Origin of the sequence: Streptomyces sp. NPDC001828, from assembly GCF_042892175.1 — a bacterium.
GTDB lineage: Bacteria > Actinomycetota > Actinomycetes > Streptomycetales > Streptomycetaceae > Streptomyces.
This window is the reverse complement of record NZ_JBIATV010000003.1, coordinates 442,734-460,040: the sequence shown is the minus strand read 5'-3', so window position 1 is coordinate 460,040 and position 17,307 is coordinate 442,734. Positions and strand designations below refer to the sequence as shown.

Below are 17,307 nucleotides of genomic sequence, written 5' to 3'. Positions count from 1 at the left end.
CAGGGAGCGAGGGGCGCGACGTGCCGGAACCGACCGTGCGCCAGATGCCGGTGTTGGCTGCCGACTACTTCCACAGCTATTCCGTCGTGGGCCTGCTCGCCGTGGTCGGCGTGCTGTTCGTCGCCGTGGCCTTCGGGGCCGGGCGGCTGCTGCGGCCCGTGGTGCCGACGCCGGAGAAGCTCCTGACGTACGAGTGCGGCGTCGACCCGGTGGGCGAGGGCTGGGCCCACACCCAGGTCCGCTACTACGTCTACGCCTTCCTGTACGTGATCTTCGCCGTGGACTCGATCTTCCTCTTCCCCTGGGCGACCGTCTTCGCGGCCCCCGGCTACGGCGCGACCACCCTCGTCGAGATGTTCATCTTCCTCGGCTTCCTGGCCGTGGGACTGCTCTACGCATGGAAGAAGGGCGTCCTGGAATGGACGTGACGACTCCCGGACCCGCCTCGCAGCCCGTGCCGCTGCCCGAGCCGAAGAGGCTGGGCGTGCTCTCGCGCCTGGCCCCCGAGCCGATGAAGGTGGTCCTCAACTGGGGCCGCCGCTACAGCCTCTGGGTCTTCAACTTCGGCCTCGCCTGCTGCGCGATCGAGTTCATCGCGGCCTCCATGGCCCGCCACGACTTCATCCGGCTCGGCGTGATCCCCTTCGCGCCCGGACCGCGCCAGGCCGACCTCATGATCGTCTCCGGCACGGTGACGGACAAGATGGCGCCCGCGGTCAAGCGCCTCTACGAGCAGATGCCCGAGCCCAAGTACGTCATCTCCTTCGGCGCCTGCTCCAACTGCGGCGGCCCGTACTGGGATTCGTACTCGGTGACCAAGGGCGTGGACCAGATCATCCCGGTGGACGTGTACGTGCCCGGCTGCCCGCCCCGGCCCGAGGCGCTGCTCCAGGGCATCCTCAAGCTCCAGGAGAAGATCGCCCGCGAATCGCTCGGTGAGCGGTACGCGAACGCGGCCACCCCCGCCCAGCTGACCAGCGGGCTCGTCGCCGCCCCGCCGACCCCGGGGGAGGACCGGGCGTGACCGCGTACGACAGCCTGCCCGACGGCGTCACCGAGATCTTCGGCGCGGAGGCCACGGCGGAGGAGGCCTACGGGCTGCTCACCGTCGACGTCCCGGCCGGCTCCTGGATCGCCGCGCTCGAAATCGCCCGCGACAAGCTGGGCTGCACCTACTTCGACTGGCTGAGCGCCGTCGACGAGCCCGGCACCGGCTTCCGGGTCTGCGCGCACGTCGTCTCGCTCGGCGAGGGCCGGGTCCGGCGCCTGCTCGTGCGCACGACCGTGCCGCACTCGGCGCCGGTGCTGCCCTCCGCCATCGACATCTACGCGGGCGCGGCCTGGCACGAGCGCGAGACCCACGAGATGTTCGGCGTGGACTTCAGTGACCACCCGCACCTGGTCCCGCTGCTCCTCCCCGAGAACTTCGAGGGCCACCCCCTGCGCAAGGACTTCGTGCTCGCGGCCCGCGTCGCCAAGGCGTGGCCCGGCGCGAAGGAGCCCGGGGAGCCCGCGGCGGGGGCGGCGCACGGCGGGCCCAAGCGCCGCCAGATGCTCCCGCCCGGCGTCCCCGACCCGAACGAATGGGGCCCCCTGAAGGGCCAGCTCCCTCCGGCCCCGGCCCGCCCCGCCCGCACCCCGCGTGCCGCGGGCGCGGCCGGCGCCGAACGCCCGGCCCGGGCCGCGGGGGACCGCCCGGTGCGGCGCGCCCGAAGCGTGTCGGACGGCTCGGCGTCCCAGGCGACCGCCCCGGCGGTTACGGAGGCGACCCCGGCGGTTACGGAGGCCGCCGCGACTCCGGAGCCCACGCCTGCGGAGGCCCCTGCCGTACGCCCGAGGCGCACCCGCACGGCGAGCGAGGGCTCGGCGTCACAGACGGCCCCGGCTGTCCCGGCCACCCCGGCGGTCCCGGCCACCCCGGCTTCTCCGGAGGGCCCGGCCACCCCGGCGGTCCCGGCATCTCCGGCGGCTCCGGCCACCCCGGCTGTCCCGGCTTCTCCGGAGGGCCCGGCTGTCACGGAGGCCCCGGAAGCTCCGCCCACCCCCGAGGCCCCGGAAAGCCCGGCCGTACGTCCCCGGCGGAGCCGGAGTGCGAGCGAGGGGTCCGCCTCGCAGCAGGGCGGGGAGGCGGAGAAGCGGGCCGCCGCGCCGCCCCGGACGCGTAGTTCGGACGCCCCCTGGCACAGCCCGAAACCCGCCTTCGGCGAAGGCGAGCCGGACGCGAAGCCCGCCCCGGCCTCCGGAACCGAAGCAGCCGAACCCACCGACCCCGCCGAACCCACCGACCCTGCCGGAGGCGACCCGCGTGAATGACGCACTCGACGTCGCCATCCGCCTTGTCGTCGTCTTCGTCGTGTTCCTGGTCCTCCCCCTCGTCGTCGGGCAGACCGAGCACAAGGTGATGGCGCACATGCAGGGCCGGCTCGGCCCGATGTACGCCGGCGGCTTCCACGGCTGGGCCCAACTCGTCGCGGACGGCGTGAAGTTCGCCCAGAAGGAGGACATCGTCCCGGCGGCAGCCGACCGGCGCATCTTCCAACTCGCCCCCGCCGTCGCCCTGTTGCCCTACCTCCTCGTCCTCGTGGCCGTCCCGATCGGCCCGAGCGAGGGCGCGGTCGGCCAGGTCGTCGACGCGGGAATCTTCTTCGTGCTCGCCGTGATGGGCGTGGGCGTGCTCGGCTCGCTCATGGCGGGCTGGGCCTCGGCCAACAAGTTCTCCCTGCTCGGCGGACTGCGCACCGCGGCCCAGCTGCTCGCCTACGAACTGCCGATGCTGCTCGCCGCCGCCTCCGTGGCGATGGCGGCCGGCACGGTCTCGCTGCCCGGCATCCTCAACGCCTTCCACTGGTGGTGGCTGCCCTGGCAGATCGTCGGCGCCCTGGTCTTCTTCGTCGCGGGCCTCGCCGAACTCCAGCGTCCGCCCTTCGACATGCCCGTCGCCGACTCCGAGATCATCTTCGGCGCGTACACCGAGTACACGGGCCTGCGCTTCGCGCTGTTCCTGCTCGCCGAGTACGCCGGCATCGTCGTCCTGTGCGGCCTGACCACCGTCCTGTTCCTGGGCGGCTGGCACGGCCCGTGGGGCGCGGACGGCCTGGGCTGGGTCTGGACCCTGCTCAAGACGGCCGTGCTCGCCTTCGTCGTGATCTGGCTCCGGGTCAGCTACCCCCGCCTCCGCGAGGACCAGCTGCAGAAGCTCGCCTGGACCACGCTCATCCCGCTCGCGCTCGCGCAGATCGCGCTCACCGGCATCGTGAAGGTGGCGATCAGCTGATGTCCGAGTCTCTCCCGCCCACCCGGCCGGAGTCTCTCCCGCCCACCCGGCCCGAGTCTCTCCCGCCCACCCGGCCCCGTATCCCCGGCTCCGGCCTCGCCAAGGGCCTGGCCGTCACCCTGCGCACGATGACGAAGAAGACCGTCACCGCGCAGTACCCCGACGTGCAGCCCGAACTCCCGCCCCGCAGCCGGGGCGTGATCGGCCTGTTCGAGGAGAACTGCACGGTCTGCATGCTGTGCGCCCGCGAGTGCCCCGACTGGTGCATCTACATCGACTCCCACAAGGAGACGGTGCCCGCCGCGGTCGAGGGCGGCCGCGAGCGCAGCCGCAATGTCCTCGACCGCTTCGCCATCGACTTCTCGCTCTGCATGTACTGCGGCATCTGCATCGAGGTGTGCCCCTTCGACGCGCTGTTCTGGTCGCCGGAGTTCGAGTACGCGGAGACGGACATCCACGAGCTCACCCACGAGCGCGACAAGCTGCGCGAGTGGATGTGGACGGTCCCGGCCCCGCCCGCGCTCGACCCCGGAGCCGAGGAGCCGAAGGAAGTCGCCGCCGCCCGCAAGGCCGCCGACAAACTGGCCGCCGCGCAAGCAGCGGAGGCAGCCGCCTCCGGCCCCGAGGGAGGGCAGGCATGAGCGCGATCCTCGCCCAGGCGGCCCTCACCGCACCCCAGGGCTTCCTGTCGCCGAGCGGCGTGGAGATCGCCTTCCTCCTCGTCGGCATCGCCACGCTCGGCGCGGCCGTCATGACCGTCACGACCCGGCAGCTGGTGCACGCCGCGCTGTGGCTGGTCGTGGCGCTCGGCGGCCTGGCCGTCGAATACCTGCTGCTCACGGCCGAGTTCATCGCCTGGGTGCAGGTCCTCATCTACGTCGGTTCGATCGTGGTGCTCCTCCTGTTCGGGCTGATGCTCACCAAGGCCCCCATCGGCCGCTCCCCGGACGCCGATTCGGGCAACCGCTGGGTCGCGCTCACCGTGGCCGTCGCCGCCGCCGGGACCCTGGTCTGGGTCGTCGTGGATGCCTTCCGCACCAGCTGGATCGACCTCGACGGACCGGCCCAGGGCTCCACCAAGGTGTCCGGAGAGATCCTGTTCCGGCACTGGGTGCTGCCCTTCGAGGCGCTGTCCGTGCTGCTCCTCGCCGCCCTTGTCGGCGCGATCGTGCTGTCCCGCAGGAGCGCCCCCGATGACGCCCCCGGTGACGCCTCGGCCGCCGCCCCACGTGAGACGGAGTCGCGCTGATGCACCTCGCCTATCCCGCCGTGCTCGCCGTCCTCCTGTTCTGCACCGGCCTCTACGGTGTGCTCGCGCGGCGCAACGCGATCCTGGTCCTGATGTCCGTCGAGCTGATGCTCAACGCGGTCAACCTCAACCTCGTCGCCTTCGACGTCTGGCTGCGCGACACCCTGCACGGCGGCCAGGCGCTCACCCTGTTCACGATCGCCATCGCCGCCGCCGAGATCGGCATCGGCCTGGCGATCGTGCTCGCCGTGTACCGCAACCGCGGCACCTCCGACATCGACCGGCTCCGCGACACCGCCGAGGGCCCCGGCCCGGACCCGGCCGACCCCGAAGACCCCGCCGCCCCGGCACAGAAGGCTGAGGCCGCCGCGTGACCACCACGACCCTCGCCGTCCTCGTTCCGCTCCTTCCGTTCCTGGGCGCCGCGGCCGGCCTGCTGCTCGGCCGCCGCGCGCCCGGCTTCGTCCGCCCGCTCGCGGTGCTGCCGACGTTCGCCGCGTTCGTCCTCGCCGTCGTCGTCGCCGTCGACCAGGGCGGCGGCAAGGCGATCGACGCGGCCACCCGGCTCACCCCGACCGGCTCGGTGCCGATCGAACTCGCCCTCCACCTGGACGGGTTCGCGGTCCTCGTCGCCGTCCTGGTCGGCCTGGTCGCCACCTGCGTACAGCTCTACTCGACGGGCTACCTGCGCGACGACCCGCGCTACACCTCGTACGCCGCGCTCGTCTCCCTGTTCACCTCCGCGATGCTGCTCGTCGTCTACTCCGGCGACCTGATGGTGCTCCTGGTCGGGTGGGAGGTCATGGGCATCTGCTCGTACTTCCTGGTCGGCCACTACTGGGAGACCCCCGAGGCCCGGGCCGCCTCGCTGAAGGCCTTCCTGGTCACCAAGCTCGGCGACGTCCCCTTCCTCATCGGTCTGTTCGCGCTCGCCACCGACGCCGGCACGTTCCGGATCACCGGTGTCGTCCAGGCCGCCCTCACCGGCGGCATCGACCACCCCACCCTCATCGCCCTGCTGCTGCTCGCGGGGGTGGCCGGCAAGTCCGCCCAGTTCCCGCTGCACACCTGGCTGCCCGACGCGATGGCCGGCCCGACCCCGGTCTCCGCGCTGATCCACGCCGCGACGATGGTCGCCGCCGGCATCTACTTCGTGGCCCGGCTGCTCCCCGTCTTCGCCGCGTCCGCCGCCGCGATGACCGTGCTCGCCGTGATGGCCGCGATCACCATGGTCGGGTCCGGTCTGGCCGCGCTCGCCCAGGACGACATCAAGCGCGTCCTCGCGTACTCGACCATCGGCCAGCTCGGCTACCTCTCGGGCGCCCTGGCCGTCGGCGACCGCGGAGCCGCCGTCTTCCACCTCCTGTCGCACGGCGCCTTCAAGGCGCTGCTCTTCCTCGCCGCCGGCGTGGTCATCCACGCGGCCGGCACCAACTCACTGACCGCCATGTCCCGCATGGGCGGCCTGGCCAAGCGCATCCCCGACGCGTACTGGACGATGACCGTCGCCCTGCTCGCGCTCGCCGCGATCCCTCCCTTCGCCGGCTTCTTCTCCAAGGAGGCCGTCCTGTCCGCCGCCGAGCACACCGCGCTCGGCGAGAGCCAGGTCGCCCCGTCCGGCGCCGGCTGGACCGTGCTGGTCGCCGGACTCCTGACCGCGCTCCTGACCGCCGCGTACGCGACCCGCCTGTGGCTGCTCGCGTTCCGCGGCAGGGGAGCGGCGGCCCCGGACCACGGTCGCCAGCCCTTCGTCATGAACGCCGTCCTGTGGGTGCTCGCCATCCCCTCCATCGGCTTCGGTCTCACCACCGGCTACCTCGGCGACTGGTTCGACGGACGCGCCCTCACCCCGGCCGTCACCACCGCCGTCCTGTCCACGGGCGTCGCCCTGGTCGGCGGCCTGGTCACGTACGCGGCCTGGCGCCACACCTCGGCGCTGGCCGCCGGCACCCCGATGGGCGCCGTCGCGGCCCACCCCGAGGGCGACGGCGGCCTGGTCGAGGAGGAGGCCATCGCCAGCCACACCCAGGTCTACGGCTCCATCGCCTCCGCCCCCGACCCGGCCGACCCGGGCCGTCTCCTGCTCGGCCCGCTGCACCGCCACGCGGCCACCGGCTTCCACCTGGACGCCGTCTACCACGCCCTGTTCGTCCGGCCCGTCCTGGCCGCGGCCGGCCTGGTCCGCTTCCTGGACCGCGAGGTCGTCGAGACGTACGTACGCGGTGCGAGCGCGGCACCGCGCTGGCTCGGGTGGGCCGTGCGCCGCGCGCAGAACGGCAATGTGCAGAGCTACCTCAGCGCGCTGCTGGCCGGCTCACTCGTCCTGGCGGCCGCCGTGGTCGTCCTTGCCAACGTCACCGCGGGGTCCTGAGCCGTGATCGATATCAGCGAGTCCGTGATGCAGTTCCTTCTGGCGTTCATCGTCGTCGTCCCGCTCATCGGCGCCGTCGCGGCCCTGCTCCCCGCCCCGCCCGGGCTCCGGGGCAAGAGCCCCGACCAGGCCGTGCTCCGCCACGGCGTGACCGTGACCGGCGTGATCCTGCTCGCCGCGATCGTCCTCGCGCTCGGCTTCGACCGCGGCCATCCGTCGACGATGCAGGCCACGACGGACATCCAGTGGATCCCGGCGCTGAACATCCACATCCACCTCGGCATCGACGGCATCTCCCTCCCCCTCCTCGTCCTGACCGCGCTGCTGACCTTCCTCTGCGCGCTGTACAGCTACTTCAAGATGCCTTCCGGCCCCGGCCCGAAGGCGTTCGTCGCGCTCCTGCTCGTCCTGGAGTCCGGCACCCTCGCCACCTTCGCCGTCCTCGATCTCGTGCTGTTCTTCCTCGCGTTCGAGATGGTCCTCATCCCGATGTACTTCCTGATCGCCCGCTGGGGCGGGGCCGGGAGGACCGCCGCCGCCTGGAAGTTCATCCTCTACACACTGCTCGGCTCGGTCGTCATGCTGCTCGGCCTGCTCCTGATCGGGCTCAAGGCGGGCACCTTCGACATGGTGGCACTCGCCACTGACAACGGCCGTGGGCTGACCTCGTCCGTGCAGGTCATCGCCGTTCTGGCGATCGGGATCGGGCTCGCGGTCAAGACCCCGATGTTCCCCCTGCACAGCTGGCTCCCGGACGCCCACACCGCCGCCCCGACCGTCGGCTCGGTGCTGCTCGCCGGCGTCCTGCTGAAGATGGGCACGTACGGCTTCGTCCGCATCGTGCTGCCGATCGCCCCGCACGGCATGCACACCTTCGCGCCCTACCTGGCCGCTTTCGCCGTCGCCGGGATCATCTACGGTTCGCTGGCCTGCCTCGCGCTCGCCAAGCAGGGCAACAAGGGCGACCTGAAGCGGCTCATCGCGTACTCCTCCGTCGGCCACATGGGCTTCGTGCTGCTCGGCATCGCCTCGATGACCCCCACCGGCGTGAACGGCGCGCTGTTCGCCAACATCGCCCACGGCCTCATCACGGGCCTGCTGTTCTTCCTGGTCGGGGCCCTCAAGGACCGCTACGGAACCGCCGACCTCGACACCCTGGCCGGCGCCACCGGAGCCGCTCTCTACGGCAGGGCGCCGCGCCTGGGCGGACTGCTCGCCTTCGCGGCCGTCGCCTCCCTCGGGCTGCCCGGACTCGCCGGGTTCTGGGGCGAGATGCTCGCGATGTTCGGCGCGTTCGACCCGGCGGCGGGCCTCAGCCGTCCGGCCTTCCTCACCTTCGTGGCGATCGCCGCCTTCGGCACCCTGCTCACCGCCGCGTACCTGCTGGTCGTCGTGCGCCGGGTCTGCATGGGCGCCAAGCCCACCGAGGGCCCGCAGCTCGTGGACATCCAGGGCTACGAGTTCGCCGCCTGGAGCCCGCTCGTCGCGCTCACCGTCCTCGCCGGGCTCTGGCCCGCGGTCCTCCTCGGCCTGACCGACCCGGCCGTCCAGAAGCTCCTCGCAGGAGGCAAGTCGTGACCCCCGACGTCACCACCGCGGCGGCCGGCACCGCAAGCCTGGTCCAGTCCGTCGACTGGGTCGCGATCGCACCGCCCCTGATCGCGGCGGCGGTCGCCCTGGTCGTGCTGCTCGCCGACCTGTTCCTGCCGCCCGCGCGCAAGCCGCTGCTCGGCTGGATCACGGTCGCGGGCCTGGTCGCGGCGCTCGCCGCCCTGGTGCCGCTGCGCACCGGCAGCCGCTCCACGTTCTGCCTGACCGCCAACCCGGACGCGTGCAGCTACACCGTCGACCAGTTCGCCTTCGTCATCCAGGCCCTGGTCCTCGGTGGCGCCCTGCTGACCGCGCTGCTGTCGATGAAGGACACCGAGGAGAAGCTCCCGGCGGGCGAGTTCTGGTTCCTGCTGCTGTCCTCGGCGGCCGGCGCGGCCCTGCTGCCCGCCGCCCGCGACCTCGCCACCCTCGTCGTCGCCCTGGAAGTCGCCTCGCTGCCCGCCTTCGCGCTCGTCGGGCTCAAGCGCGGCGACCGGCTGTCCTCCGAGGCGGCCCTGAAGTTCTTCCTGTCGTCGGTCACCGCCACCGCCGTGATGCTGCTCGGCGTCAGCTTCGTGTACGCGGCCACCGGCACCCTGCACCTCACGGAGATCGCCACCAAGCTCGCCGACGTCCCCGGCCAGCTGGGTACCGTCGCCGAGACCGGCGTCGTGCTGACCCTCGTCGGCTTCGCCTTCAAGACGGCCGCCGCGCCCTTCCACTTCTGGGTGCCCGACACCTATGTGGGCGCGCCGCTGCCCGTCGCCGCCTACCTCTCCGTCGTCGGCAAGGCGGTCGGCTTCTCCGGGCTCATCCTGGTGACCGTCGTCGCCTTCCCCGCGTACGCCGACGTGTGGGGTCCGGCCCTCGCGGTGCTCGCCGCGCTGACCATGACCATCGGCAACGCGGCCGCCGTGCGCCAGGCCGCGACGCGCGCGCACAGCGCGGTCCGGCTGCTCGCCTGGTCCTCGGTGGGCCAGGCCGGCTACCTCCTGGTGCCGATCGCGGCCGCCGCGTACTCCGGCGACGACAAGGTCGGCGCCACCGTCGCGTACGCCCTGATGTACGCCGTCGTGAACCTGGGCGCCTTCGCGGTCGCCGCCCTGGTCGCCCGAGGCAAGCCGCTGAACCGCCTCACCGACTACCGGGGCCTGTACGCCGAGCGCCCCCTCGCCGCCCTGGCGCTCGCCTTCTTCCTGCTGTGCCTGGCCGGTCTTCCGCCGGGCATCATCGGCCTGTTCGCCAAGGTCACCGTGTTCTCGGCGGCCGTCGACGCGGGGCTCGGCTGGCTGGCGGTCGTCATGGCGGTCAACGTCGTCGTCGCCCTCTACTACTACCTGCGCTGGACCGCGATCCTGTTCCGCTCGCCCGAGCCGGCGGACGAGGCCTCCGAGGCCGCCGGGACCCCGGCGCGGCCGGTGCGCTCCCGCGTCCCGGCCCCGCTCGCGGTCGCGATCGCGCTCACCGCGACCGTCGGCGTCGTCCTGTCGGGCCTGCCCCAACTGGCCCTGCACTTCGCCTCGGTGACCCTCTTCTGAGGACGCGCGCTCTCCTATGGGCGCGTGGTGGGCAGTCCGGACGCCGCTCGCTCCCGCGTGCCCCTCTTGCGGCCGCCGTCGCGTTCTGGCAAGCCTGGTGCGAGGGCACGGTTTGATGCGGACGCCCTTGAGAAGGCACTGTCGTACGCGCACATCCGGGCGCGTACGCGCGTACGACGGCGCGGAACCAGACGAGAGACATCAGGGAGCAGAGCGGTGCTGAGCGGGTTCAAGGACTTCATCCTGCGCGGGAACATAGTGACGATGGCCGTCGGTCTGGCCGTCGGGTCGGCCTTCACCGCGGTGGTCACGGGCTTCAGCACCGCGTTCATCACCCCGCTGATCGGCCTGGCCACCCGCTCGACCGGCGACTTCAGCACCGCGACCTTCACCGCCGACGGCGTGACGTTCCCCTACGGCAAGTTCGTCGGCGCGGCGATCGCCTTCATGATCACCGCCGCGGTGCTCTACTTCCTCGTCGTCGTGCCCATGATGAAGGTGCAGGCCCGCTTCGACCGGCGGGACAAGGACAAGCCGGTCGACATCAAGGCCGCGCTGCGCGACTGCCCGCGCTGCTACTCCCAGATCCCCGGCATCGCGAGCCGCTGCTCGTACTGCACGAGCGAGATCGAGCCCGACGAGACGGCCCTGGAGATGGCCGGGCTGCCCGCCCAGCGCTGATCCACCCCGTACGGCGTAACGCGCCCTCCAGCGCGCACAAGGGAACCCGCGTCCCCCGCCTGGCGTTGACCAGTACGGGAGAGTCCACTGGACAGGGAAGGACCACCAGCGAAGGGCTCCCCACCGCACCACTTGGAGGGCGTACCGTGCACCGCCGGCACAACGGGCTGAGGACCGCTGTTCTCCTCGGAGGACTGTCCGCGCTCATCATCGTCATCGGAAGCTTCTTCGGCCGTACCGGGCTGATCGTCGCGCTCCTGGTGGCGCTGGGCACCAATGCCTATGCGTACTGGAACAGCGACAAGCTGGCCCTGCGCGCCATGCGGGCCCGTCCGGTCAGCGAGTTCGAGGCCCCGGCGCTCTACCGGATGGTCCGCGAGCTCTCGACGCAGGCCCGCCAGCCCATGCCCCGCCTGTACATCTCGCCGACGCAGGCCCCCAACGCCTTCGCGACGGGCCGCAACCCGCGCAACGCGGCGGTCTGCTGCACCGAGGGGATCATGCAGATCCTGGACGAGCGGGAGCTGCGGGGCGTGATCGGCCACGAGCTGAGCCACGTCTACAACCGGGACATCCTGATCTCGTCGGTCGCCGGCGCGCTGGCCTCGGTGATCATGTTCCTGGTCAACTTCGCGTGGCTGATCCCGGTCGGCCGCTCCAATGACGACGAGGGCCCCGGCATCTTCGGCATGCTGCTCGTCATGATCCTGGGCCCGCTCGCGGCCTCGGTCATCCAGCTCGCGATCAGCCGCTCCCGCGAGTACGAGGCGGACGCGTCCGGCGCCCAGCTCACCGGCGATCCGCTGGCCCTGGCCAGCGCGCTGCGCAAGCTCGAAGCGGGCACCAAGCAGCTGCCGCTGCCGCCCGAGCCGCGCATCGAGACGGCCAGCCACATGATGATCGCGAACCCCTTCCGCCCCGGTCAGGGAGTGTCCAAACTGTTCTCGACCCACCCGCCCATGGCGGAACGCATCGCCCGACTCGAACAAATGGCAGGTCGCCGCCCATGAAGACCATCCTGAACGTCATCTGGCTGATCCTGTGCGGCTTCTGGATGTTCCTCGGCTACCTGCTGGCCGGTCTGCTGCTGTGCATCACGATCATCGGCATCCCGTTCGGCATAGCGGCGTTCCGCATCGGCGTGTACGCCCTCTGGCCGTTCGGCTACCGGGTCGTGGACCGGAGTGGGGCGGGCGCGCCCTCCTGCGTGGGCAACGTCCTGTGGCTGGTGCTCGCCGGCTGGTGGCTGGCCCTGGGCCACATCGTCACCGGCATCGCCCTGTGCGTCACGATCATCGGCATCCCGCTGGGCATCGCCAACTTCAAGCTGCTCCCGGTGTCGTTGCTCCCCCTGGGCAAGGAGATCGTCCCCACGGACGAGCCGTTCGCCGCGCGCTGAGCGGCGAGGCGCCGGACCGGGGCCCCGGGCGGCCCCGCGCCCCGGTGCCGCCGCGTGGAGGGCCGAAGCCTGTGTCCTACGCCGCACCCTGGCGAGGGCGCAACCGTGCGCACCGCCGTCGCGTCTTTCCCGGCGAACCGAATGGTTGCGGGGTTACGCAATACGGCAGATGCCCCGCGCAGTGCGTACGAAAGGCAGGTTCCCGGCATGGGCATCGTCAGCTGGATCATCCTCGGCCTGCTCGCCGGGGCGATCGCGAAGATCCTGCTCCCCGGCCGCGACCCGGGCGGTCTGATCGGCACGACCCTCATCGGTGTCGCGGGAGCGTTCGTCGGCGGCTGGATATCGGCCCGCTGGATGGACCGCCCGATCGCCAACCACTTCTACGACGGCGCCACTTGGGCGGCGGCGATCGGCGGCTCGCTGGTGCTGCTGATCATCTACCGCATCCTGTTCGGCAATTCACGCAGCCGCTGACCAACGGGCCGGCGCGGCACGGCGGTCAGCCGCCGCCGAGACCGGTGTCGCGAAGCGTGATGTTGAGCCGGCCACGCGCCATGCCCGTGGCCGGCTCACCCGTCCCCGGCAGCACCTTCGGCACACCGTGGTACGCGAACCGGGACGGCCCGCCGAAGACGAACAGGTCGCCGGAGACCAGCTCCACATCGGTATAGGGCCGCCCGCGACTCTCGGTGTTGCCGAACCGGAAGACGCAGCTGTCCCCGATGCTGAGCGAAACGACGGGTGCGTCGGACTTCTCGTCCTTGTCCTGGTGCAGCCCCATCTTCGCGGTGTCGTCATAGAAGTTGATGAGCGCGGTGTCGGGCGAGTAGCGCTCGGCCGCGCCCGCGTCGCCATAGGCGGCGGCCACCGCGGAACGTCCCAACTCGCCCAGCCAGTCGGGGAATTGGGCAACGGGGAGGCCGTTCACGTCGTCGGCGACGCGGGTGTAGCGGTAGGGCTGCCAGTGCCACCCGACACACACCGTCCGCACGGACATCACACCCCCGCCCGGCAGCTCGGTGCGGCGGATCGGCACGGGCCCCCTCGCCCACTCCCGGCAGGCGGCGACCAGCTCCCGCTGGCGCGCGAGGGGGAGCCAGCCCGGCAGGTGGACCGCGCCGGGCGCGACCTCGACCCGGGCGGGCCGAGGCAGCCGGAACAGCCCCTCGCTCATGGCGTCAGGACACCTTCCAGCCCGAGCAGCGCCTGCTTGCGCTCCAGGCCCCCCGCGTACCCCTTGAGGGAGCCGTCGGAGCCGATCACCCGGTGGCAGGGCCGCACCACGAGCAGCGGGTTCCGCCCGATCGCGGTGCCCACCGCCCGCACCAGGACGGAGGAGGCACCGATGCGCCGGGCGATCTCGCCGTACGAGACGGTCGTGCCGTACTCGATCGCGTCCAGCTCGGCCCAGACCTGGCGCTGGAACTCGGTGCCGGGGGCACCGGAGGCGTACTCGATGTCGAACCGGGTCAGCTCGCCGGCGAAGTACGCCCGCAGCTGCGCGGCGATCCCGGCGAAGGCGTCGGGCGCGTGCCGCCACCCGTCCCGGACGGCGGCGCCACCCTTCTGCCCCGGCACGGAGAGCGAGACCAGCGCGGTCCCGCCCGGCGCGGTGGCGGACTCCTCCCCGACGAGCAGGAGCTCGCCCAGGGGGCTTTCGAGGGTCGCGTAGACAGTCATCGCACATTCCCTTCCTTGCGTACGACATCGAGTCTGCGACCCCCGAGCGCGCGACGCTGGCGGAATTCGGACACCACGTCCGGCCGCCCGCGCATCATGCGAACAGGCTCAGCGGTAGTTCACGAACTGGATGGCGAAGTCGAAGTCCTTGCCCTTGAGCAGGGCCTGGACGGCCTGGAGGTCGTCGCGGCTCTTCGAGGAGACGCGGAGCTCATCGCCCTGCACCTGCGCCTTGACGCCCTTGGGGCCCTCGTCGCGGATGACCTTCGCGACCTTCTTGGCGTTGTCCTGGGAGATGCCCTCCTCGATGGAGGCGGAGATCTTGTACTCCTTGCCGGACAGCTGCGGCTCGCCCGCGTCCAGCGACTTCAGGGAGATGCCGCGCTTGACCAGCTTGGTCTCGAAGATGTCGAGGATCGCCTTGACCCGCTCCTCGCCGTTCGCCTGCATCAGGATCTTCTCGCCGGACCACGAGATCGAGGCGTCCGTGCCCTTGAAGTCGTAGCGCTGCGAGATCTCCTTCGCGGCCTGGTTGAGGGCGTTGTCGACCTCCTGCCGCTCGACCTTCGAGACGATGTCGAAACTGGAGTCGGCCATGTCCTGTGGCTCCTTGGTTCGGTTGTGTGTCGAGGTGCGCCCGAGCCAACGGCCGAACGCGCGGCGACCCGGCCCCACTGCCGAACCGCCGCGGCAAAGCCTAGCCACCCCGTGCCGGGCGAAGCGTTGATCAATGGGGTGGCGAAGCACCCCTGGGCATCGGGTATCGTTTACGTCGTTGCCACGGAGCATCGCCGAAAAGCGGGAACCGGAGGCGACATCCCATGGCGGTGTGCCCGAGTGGCCAATGGGAACGGACTGTAAATCCGTCGGCTCTGCCTACCCAGGTTCGAATCCTGGCGCCGCCACACTGGGTGAGACCCCTGGTGACCTGCAAGAATGCGGGTCGCCGGGGGTCTCTTCGTTGTCTGCTCTGCGATCTTTCGAGCGGAATCGAAACTGGGTGACGTGTCTCACTCTGTGCCGCGCGGATCTGGGGTCCGACCAGGGCGTGCGGGCCATACGCGGGCCAAGCCTGGAGCCGATGGACGCGGGGCCCCCTGGATTGTCTGGGTCTTGGGCGAAGTGCCGAGCGGGCTCTGTAAGCCCGGACGAACTTTCTCTGCCTCATCATCAAGGCCCGCGCACAGCGCGGGCGCGGGCTGTCTCTGCGGCGCGGCCTGCCTCCTGTCTCCGCCCCGCTGGCCGCGCCCGGCGGCGCCCTGCGCGCAGAGCGCGAAGATCAGGGAAAACCCGCCATGGCTGGGGCCGGTCGGCTCCACGGCTTTAAGGCCCTGTGGCCCACGACTTAGCCAGAAGATCGCTCAGCTGACTTCACTTCTTTCAAAACCATCCCACTACCGATGCCACCTCCCATACGATCACTTGCCAGACGCCCGGGAGGGGCGATCTCCCCGAAGCTGCACAGGGAGGGTAAAAATGCTCAAGCAGGTAAAGCTCCGCAACTTCAAAGCTTTCGAGAACTTCTCTATCACACTAAAAGAATTCTCCCTCCTGGTCGGCCCTAATAGCGCCGGAAAGAGCACTATTCTTTCCGCACTCAAGTTCGCTGAAGCATGCCTCCGAAGCGCTAAGAGGTCCAAGTTTTCACTAAGCCGTCAGCATGGAGAGACCTGGGTTCAGGGATACCCGATTCCAGTCAAAGATTTCGAACTTCTAAACGAGAGCGTTCGTCACGAGTTCAGGGAAACAAGCGAAACGACTCTGGAGCTGATTTGGCAAAACGGATGCAAGCTACGGGCTGTTTGGCCCAGATATGATTACGACACTGACAGCACCCCCTTCTTCTATCTATTGGATGCAACGGGGCGCATCCCTCGAACCGTTAAGCAGGTAAGAGAGGAGTACACGCCGATTGGGATCATCCCTGCGCTCACTCCGCTAGAGCATGAGGAGGAGATCCTTACCGCGGAATACGTTAGGAAAAACCTGGCGTCACGACTCAGTAGCCGTCACTTCAGAAACCAATTGCGCATTCTAAGCTCTAGCAGCGACGATTGGCTGGAGTTTCTTGATTTCGCGGAACCGTGGATGGGGGGTATGCGGATCTCCGAACCCGTAGCACAATACGGGCCCGGGTCAAGCATTGACGTATTCTATACAGAACCGGGAAGCGGTCGAGAGAAAGAACTCGTCTGGGCCGGAGACGGGGTGCAAATTTGGCTCCAGCTACTTCTTCATATTTTCCGCCTAAGGGAATCGCCTACCTTGATCCTCGATGAACCCGAGGTATTCTTGCATGCTGATCTGCAACGCCGATTGGTGCGGTTGATCGACTCGCTGGGGATTCAAGTAGTATTGGCCACCCATTCCAGCGAAGTCCTAGCAGAGGCGGACAGTAAGTCGATCGTGTGGATTGACAAATCCAAGCGCAACGCAATTCGAGCCCCCCGAAAGGAGGGGATGGATACGCTTAGTGCATCCCTCGGAACCGCATTCAATCTGGGCATGGCGAAGGCTCTGCGCGCCAAAGGCATTGTTTTCGTCGAAGGTAAGGATCTGAGGACTCTGCGCATCCTTGCCAAGAATCTCGGATACGCGAATATTGTTGCCGAAATGGAGTTGGCTGTTGTCCCAATTAATGGCTACTCGAACTGGGGTAGTGCCGAGGCTTTCGGTTGGCTGGTCCAAGATTTCCTGAAGGGATCGGTTGGTTCGATCATCATCCTCGATCGCGACTATAGGACGCAATCCCAAGTCAGTTCGGTCACGGCAAAGCTTACGGAAGCAGGACTCGAATGTCATGTATGGGCCAAAAAAGAACTCGAAAGCTACTTGATTTCACCGTCCGCGATTTCCCGCATCTCGGGGTGCCCTCTTTTTGAAGTGGAACGGGTCATGGCTGAAATCATGGACCCCATGCAGGGAGACGTTTTCGCTAAGTTCAACTGCGAACGTCAATCTGTGGAGCGATCAGGCAAGATGCACGAAGTGAGTATCACTGCGGCCACCCTTGCCGATTTTACGCCCCGATGGGCGAAAGTGGAGTACAGGCGATCGGTTTGTCCGCCGAAAGAGATCCTTTCAGAACTCAACAAGCATCTACAGGATAACAAGTACAAAGCTGTCTCGTTTGACGCCCTCGCGAAATATATTCGGCAAGATGAGATTCCTGACGAAATGTTGCAAGTTCTAGACAAGATCAACACCCTAGCTAGCTAGTGCCCGAATCGCAGAAGGCCGATCCTTCAGGTCCCAACACCTGGAGTCACCTGGCCTGGGAACTGAGGGCGGCGGAGTGACCGTTGGCTAAGCTGGCCAAAATAGCGAGATCAAGACCAAGATGAGTGGTCGGTCGGTCTGGCAGGCGACTCGGTGAGTGTCCAACTGCGTGACAACGTTGACGCACAGCCGCAACCAACCGTGGACGCCAGCGGACCAATCAGCGCAGGTGTCGAGCGCATCGTCCCAAGGACAGTGAGTATCCAAAGTTGCTTCGGGACGAAGGGTTCCGAGCGCCACCGC

At 69.3% G+C, this 17,307-nt stretch carries 18 protein-coding genes and 1 tRNA gene; 16 read left to right on the top strand and 3 right to left on the bottom strand.

The annotated features are described in order from the left end of the window. Positions 1-44: 44 nt before the first annotated feature. The 14 genes from ACFYZA_RS13490 to ACFYZA_RS13425 all read left to right on the top strand — a co-directional run bounded on the left by ACFYZA_RS13490 (position 45) and on the right by ACFYZA_RS13425 (position 12,579). The gene (locus ACFYZA_RS13490; RefSeq protein ID WP_382588860.1) at positions 45-428 is read left to right on the top strand and encodes an NADH-quinone oxidoreductase subunit A; all 384 of its coding nucleotides are present in this window, start codon (positions 45-47) and stop codon (positions 426-428) included. Further along, positions 419-1,024, top strand: a complete 606-nt coding sequence (locus tag ACFYZA_RS13485; protein ID WP_382588617.1) for an NADH-quinone oxidoreductase subunit B — start codon at positions 419-421, stop codon at positions 1,022-1,024. The genes ACFYZA_RS13490 and ACFYZA_RS13485 overlap by 10 nt, the downstream gene beginning before the upstream one ends. Next, on the top strand, positions 1,021-2,313 hold the full coding sequence (locus tag ACFYZA_RS13480) for an NADH-quinone oxidoreductase subunit C (protein ID WP_388490016.1): 1,293 nt from the start codon (positions 1,021-1,023) through the stop codon (positions 2,311-2,313). The genes ACFYZA_RS13485 and ACFYZA_RS13480 overlap by 4 nt, the downstream gene beginning before the upstream one ends. Beyond that, positions 2,306-3,274 (top strand): NADH-quinone oxidoreductase subunit H, encoded by a 969-nt coding sequence (locus tag ACFYZA_RS13475; protein ID WP_382588621.1) that lies wholly within the window; start codon positions 2,306-2,308, stop codon positions 3,272-3,274. The genes ACFYZA_RS13480 and ACFYZA_RS13475 overlap by 8 nt, the downstream gene beginning before the upstream one ends. Before the next feature lie 128 nt (positions 3,275-3,402). Beyond that, positions 3,403-3,915: a 4Fe-4S binding protein gene (locus ACFYZA_RS13470; protein ID WP_388490286.1), complete on the top strand. Its 513-nt coding sequence runs from the start codon at positions 3,403-3,405 to the stop codon at positions 3,913-3,915. After that, positions 3,912-4,523: an NADH-quinone oxidoreductase subunit J gene (locus ACFYZA_RS13465; RefSeq protein ID WP_382588625.1), complete on the top strand. Its 612-nt coding sequence runs from the start codon at positions 3,912-3,914 to the stop codon at positions 4,521-4,523. Before ACFYZA_RS13470 ends, ACFYZA_RS13465 begins: the two co-directional genes overlap by 4 nt. After that, complete coding sequence (gene nuoK, locus ACFYZA_RS13460; protein ID WP_382588627.1) at positions 4,523-4,897, top strand: NADH-quinone oxidoreductase subunit NuoK; 375 nt, start codon at positions 4,523-4,525, stop codon at positions 4,895-4,897. Before ACFYZA_RS13465 ends, nuoK begins: the two co-directional genes overlap by 1 nt. Then, positions 4,894-6,894, top strand: a complete 2,001-nt coding sequence (locus tag ACFYZA_RS13455; RefSeq protein WP_388490013.1) for an NADH-quinone oxidoreductase subunit L — start codon at positions 4,894-4,896, stop codon at positions 6,892-6,894. Before nuoK ends, ACFYZA_RS13455 begins: the two co-directional genes overlap by 4 nt. A gap of 3 nt (positions 6,895-6,897) precedes the next feature. Continuing rightward, a complete protein-coding gene (locus ACFYZA_RS13450; RefSeq protein WP_388490011.1) occupies positions 6,898-8,472 on the top strand; it encodes a NuoM family protein in 1,575 nt (524 codons plus the stop codon). Next, a complete protein-coding gene (locus ACFYZA_RS13445; RefSeq protein ID WP_388490008.1) occupies positions 8,469-10,022 on the top strand; it encodes an NADH-quinone oxidoreductase subunit N in 1,554 nt (517 codons plus the stop codon). Before ACFYZA_RS13450 ends, ACFYZA_RS13445 begins: the two co-directional genes overlap by 4 nt. Before the next feature lie 216 nt (positions 10,023-10,238). Next, on the top strand, positions 10,239-10,703 hold the full coding sequence (locus tag ACFYZA_RS13440) for an MscL family protein (protein WP_382588635.1): 465 nt from the start codon (positions 10,239-10,241) through the stop codon (positions 10,701-10,703). Between the two features lie 146 nt (positions 10,704-10,849). Then, a complete protein-coding gene (gene htpX, locus ACFYZA_RS13435) occupies positions 10,850-11,713 on the top strand; it encodes a zinc metalloprotease HtpX (RefSeq protein ID WP_382588637.1) in 864 nt (287 codons plus the stop codon). After that, positions 11,710-12,102 carry a YccF domain-containing protein gene (locus ACFYZA_RS13430; RefSeq protein ID WP_382588639.1) on the top strand — a complete coding sequence of 131 codons (393 nt, stop codon included), beginning with the start codon at positions 11,710-11,712 and terminating at the stop codon, positions 12,100-12,102. The genes htpX and ACFYZA_RS13430 overlap by 4 nt, the downstream gene beginning before the upstream one ends. A 207-nt stretch (positions 12,103-12,309) precedes the next feature. Continuing rightward, positions 12,310-12,579: a GlsB/YeaQ/YmgE family stress response membrane protein gene (locus tag ACFYZA_RS13425; RefSeq protein ID WP_382588641.1), complete on the top strand. Its 270-nt coding sequence runs from the start codon at positions 12,310-12,312 to the stop codon at positions 12,577-12,579. A 25-nt stretch (positions 12,580-12,604) separates the two neighbouring features. Here ACFYZA_RS13425 and ACFYZA_RS13420 read toward each other — a convergent pair whose 3' ends face one another. The 3 genes from ACFYZA_RS13420 to ACFYZA_RS13410 all read right to left on the bottom strand — a co-directional run bounded on the left by ACFYZA_RS13420 (position 12,605) and on the right by ACFYZA_RS13410 (position 14,382). Continuing rightward, the gene (locus ACFYZA_RS13420; protein ID WP_388490003.1) at positions 12,605-13,279 is read right to left on the bottom strand and encodes an alpha-ketoglutarate-dependent dioxygenase AlkB family protein; all 675 of its coding nucleotides are present in this window, start codon (positions 13,277-13,279) and stop codon (positions 12,605-12,607) included. After that, positions 13,276-13,785 (bottom strand): methylated-DNA--[protein]-cysteine S-methyltransferase, encoded by a 510-nt coding sequence (locus ACFYZA_RS13415; RefSeq protein WP_382588645.1) that lies wholly within the window; start codon positions 13,783-13,785, stop codon positions 13,276-13,278. The genes ACFYZA_RS13420 and ACFYZA_RS13415 overlap by 4 nt, the downstream gene beginning before the upstream one ends. 108 nt (positions 13,786-13,893) lie before the next feature. Then, positions 13,894-14,382, bottom strand: a complete 489-nt coding sequence (locus tag ACFYZA_RS13410) for a YajQ family cyclic di-GMP-binding protein (RefSeq protein ID WP_382588647.1) — start codon at positions 14,380-14,382, stop codon at positions 13,894-13,896. Between the two features lie 226 nt (positions 14,383-14,608). Here ACFYZA_RS13410 and ACFYZA_RS13405 point away from each other — a divergent pair. Together ACFYZA_RS13405 and ACFYZA_RS13400 are read left to right on the top strand one after the other, a co-directional pair. After that, a tRNA-Tyr gene (locus ACFYZA_RS13405) sits at positions 14,609-14,690 on the top strand. 571 nt (positions 14,691-15,261) lie between these two features. Continuing rightward, on the top strand, positions 15,262-17,004 hold the full coding sequence (locus ACFYZA_RS13400) for an ATP-dependent endonuclease (RefSeq protein ID WP_388490000.1): 1,743 nt from the start codon (positions 15,262-15,264) through the stop codon (positions 17,002-17,004). Positions 17,005-17,307: the final 303 nt, after the last annotated feature.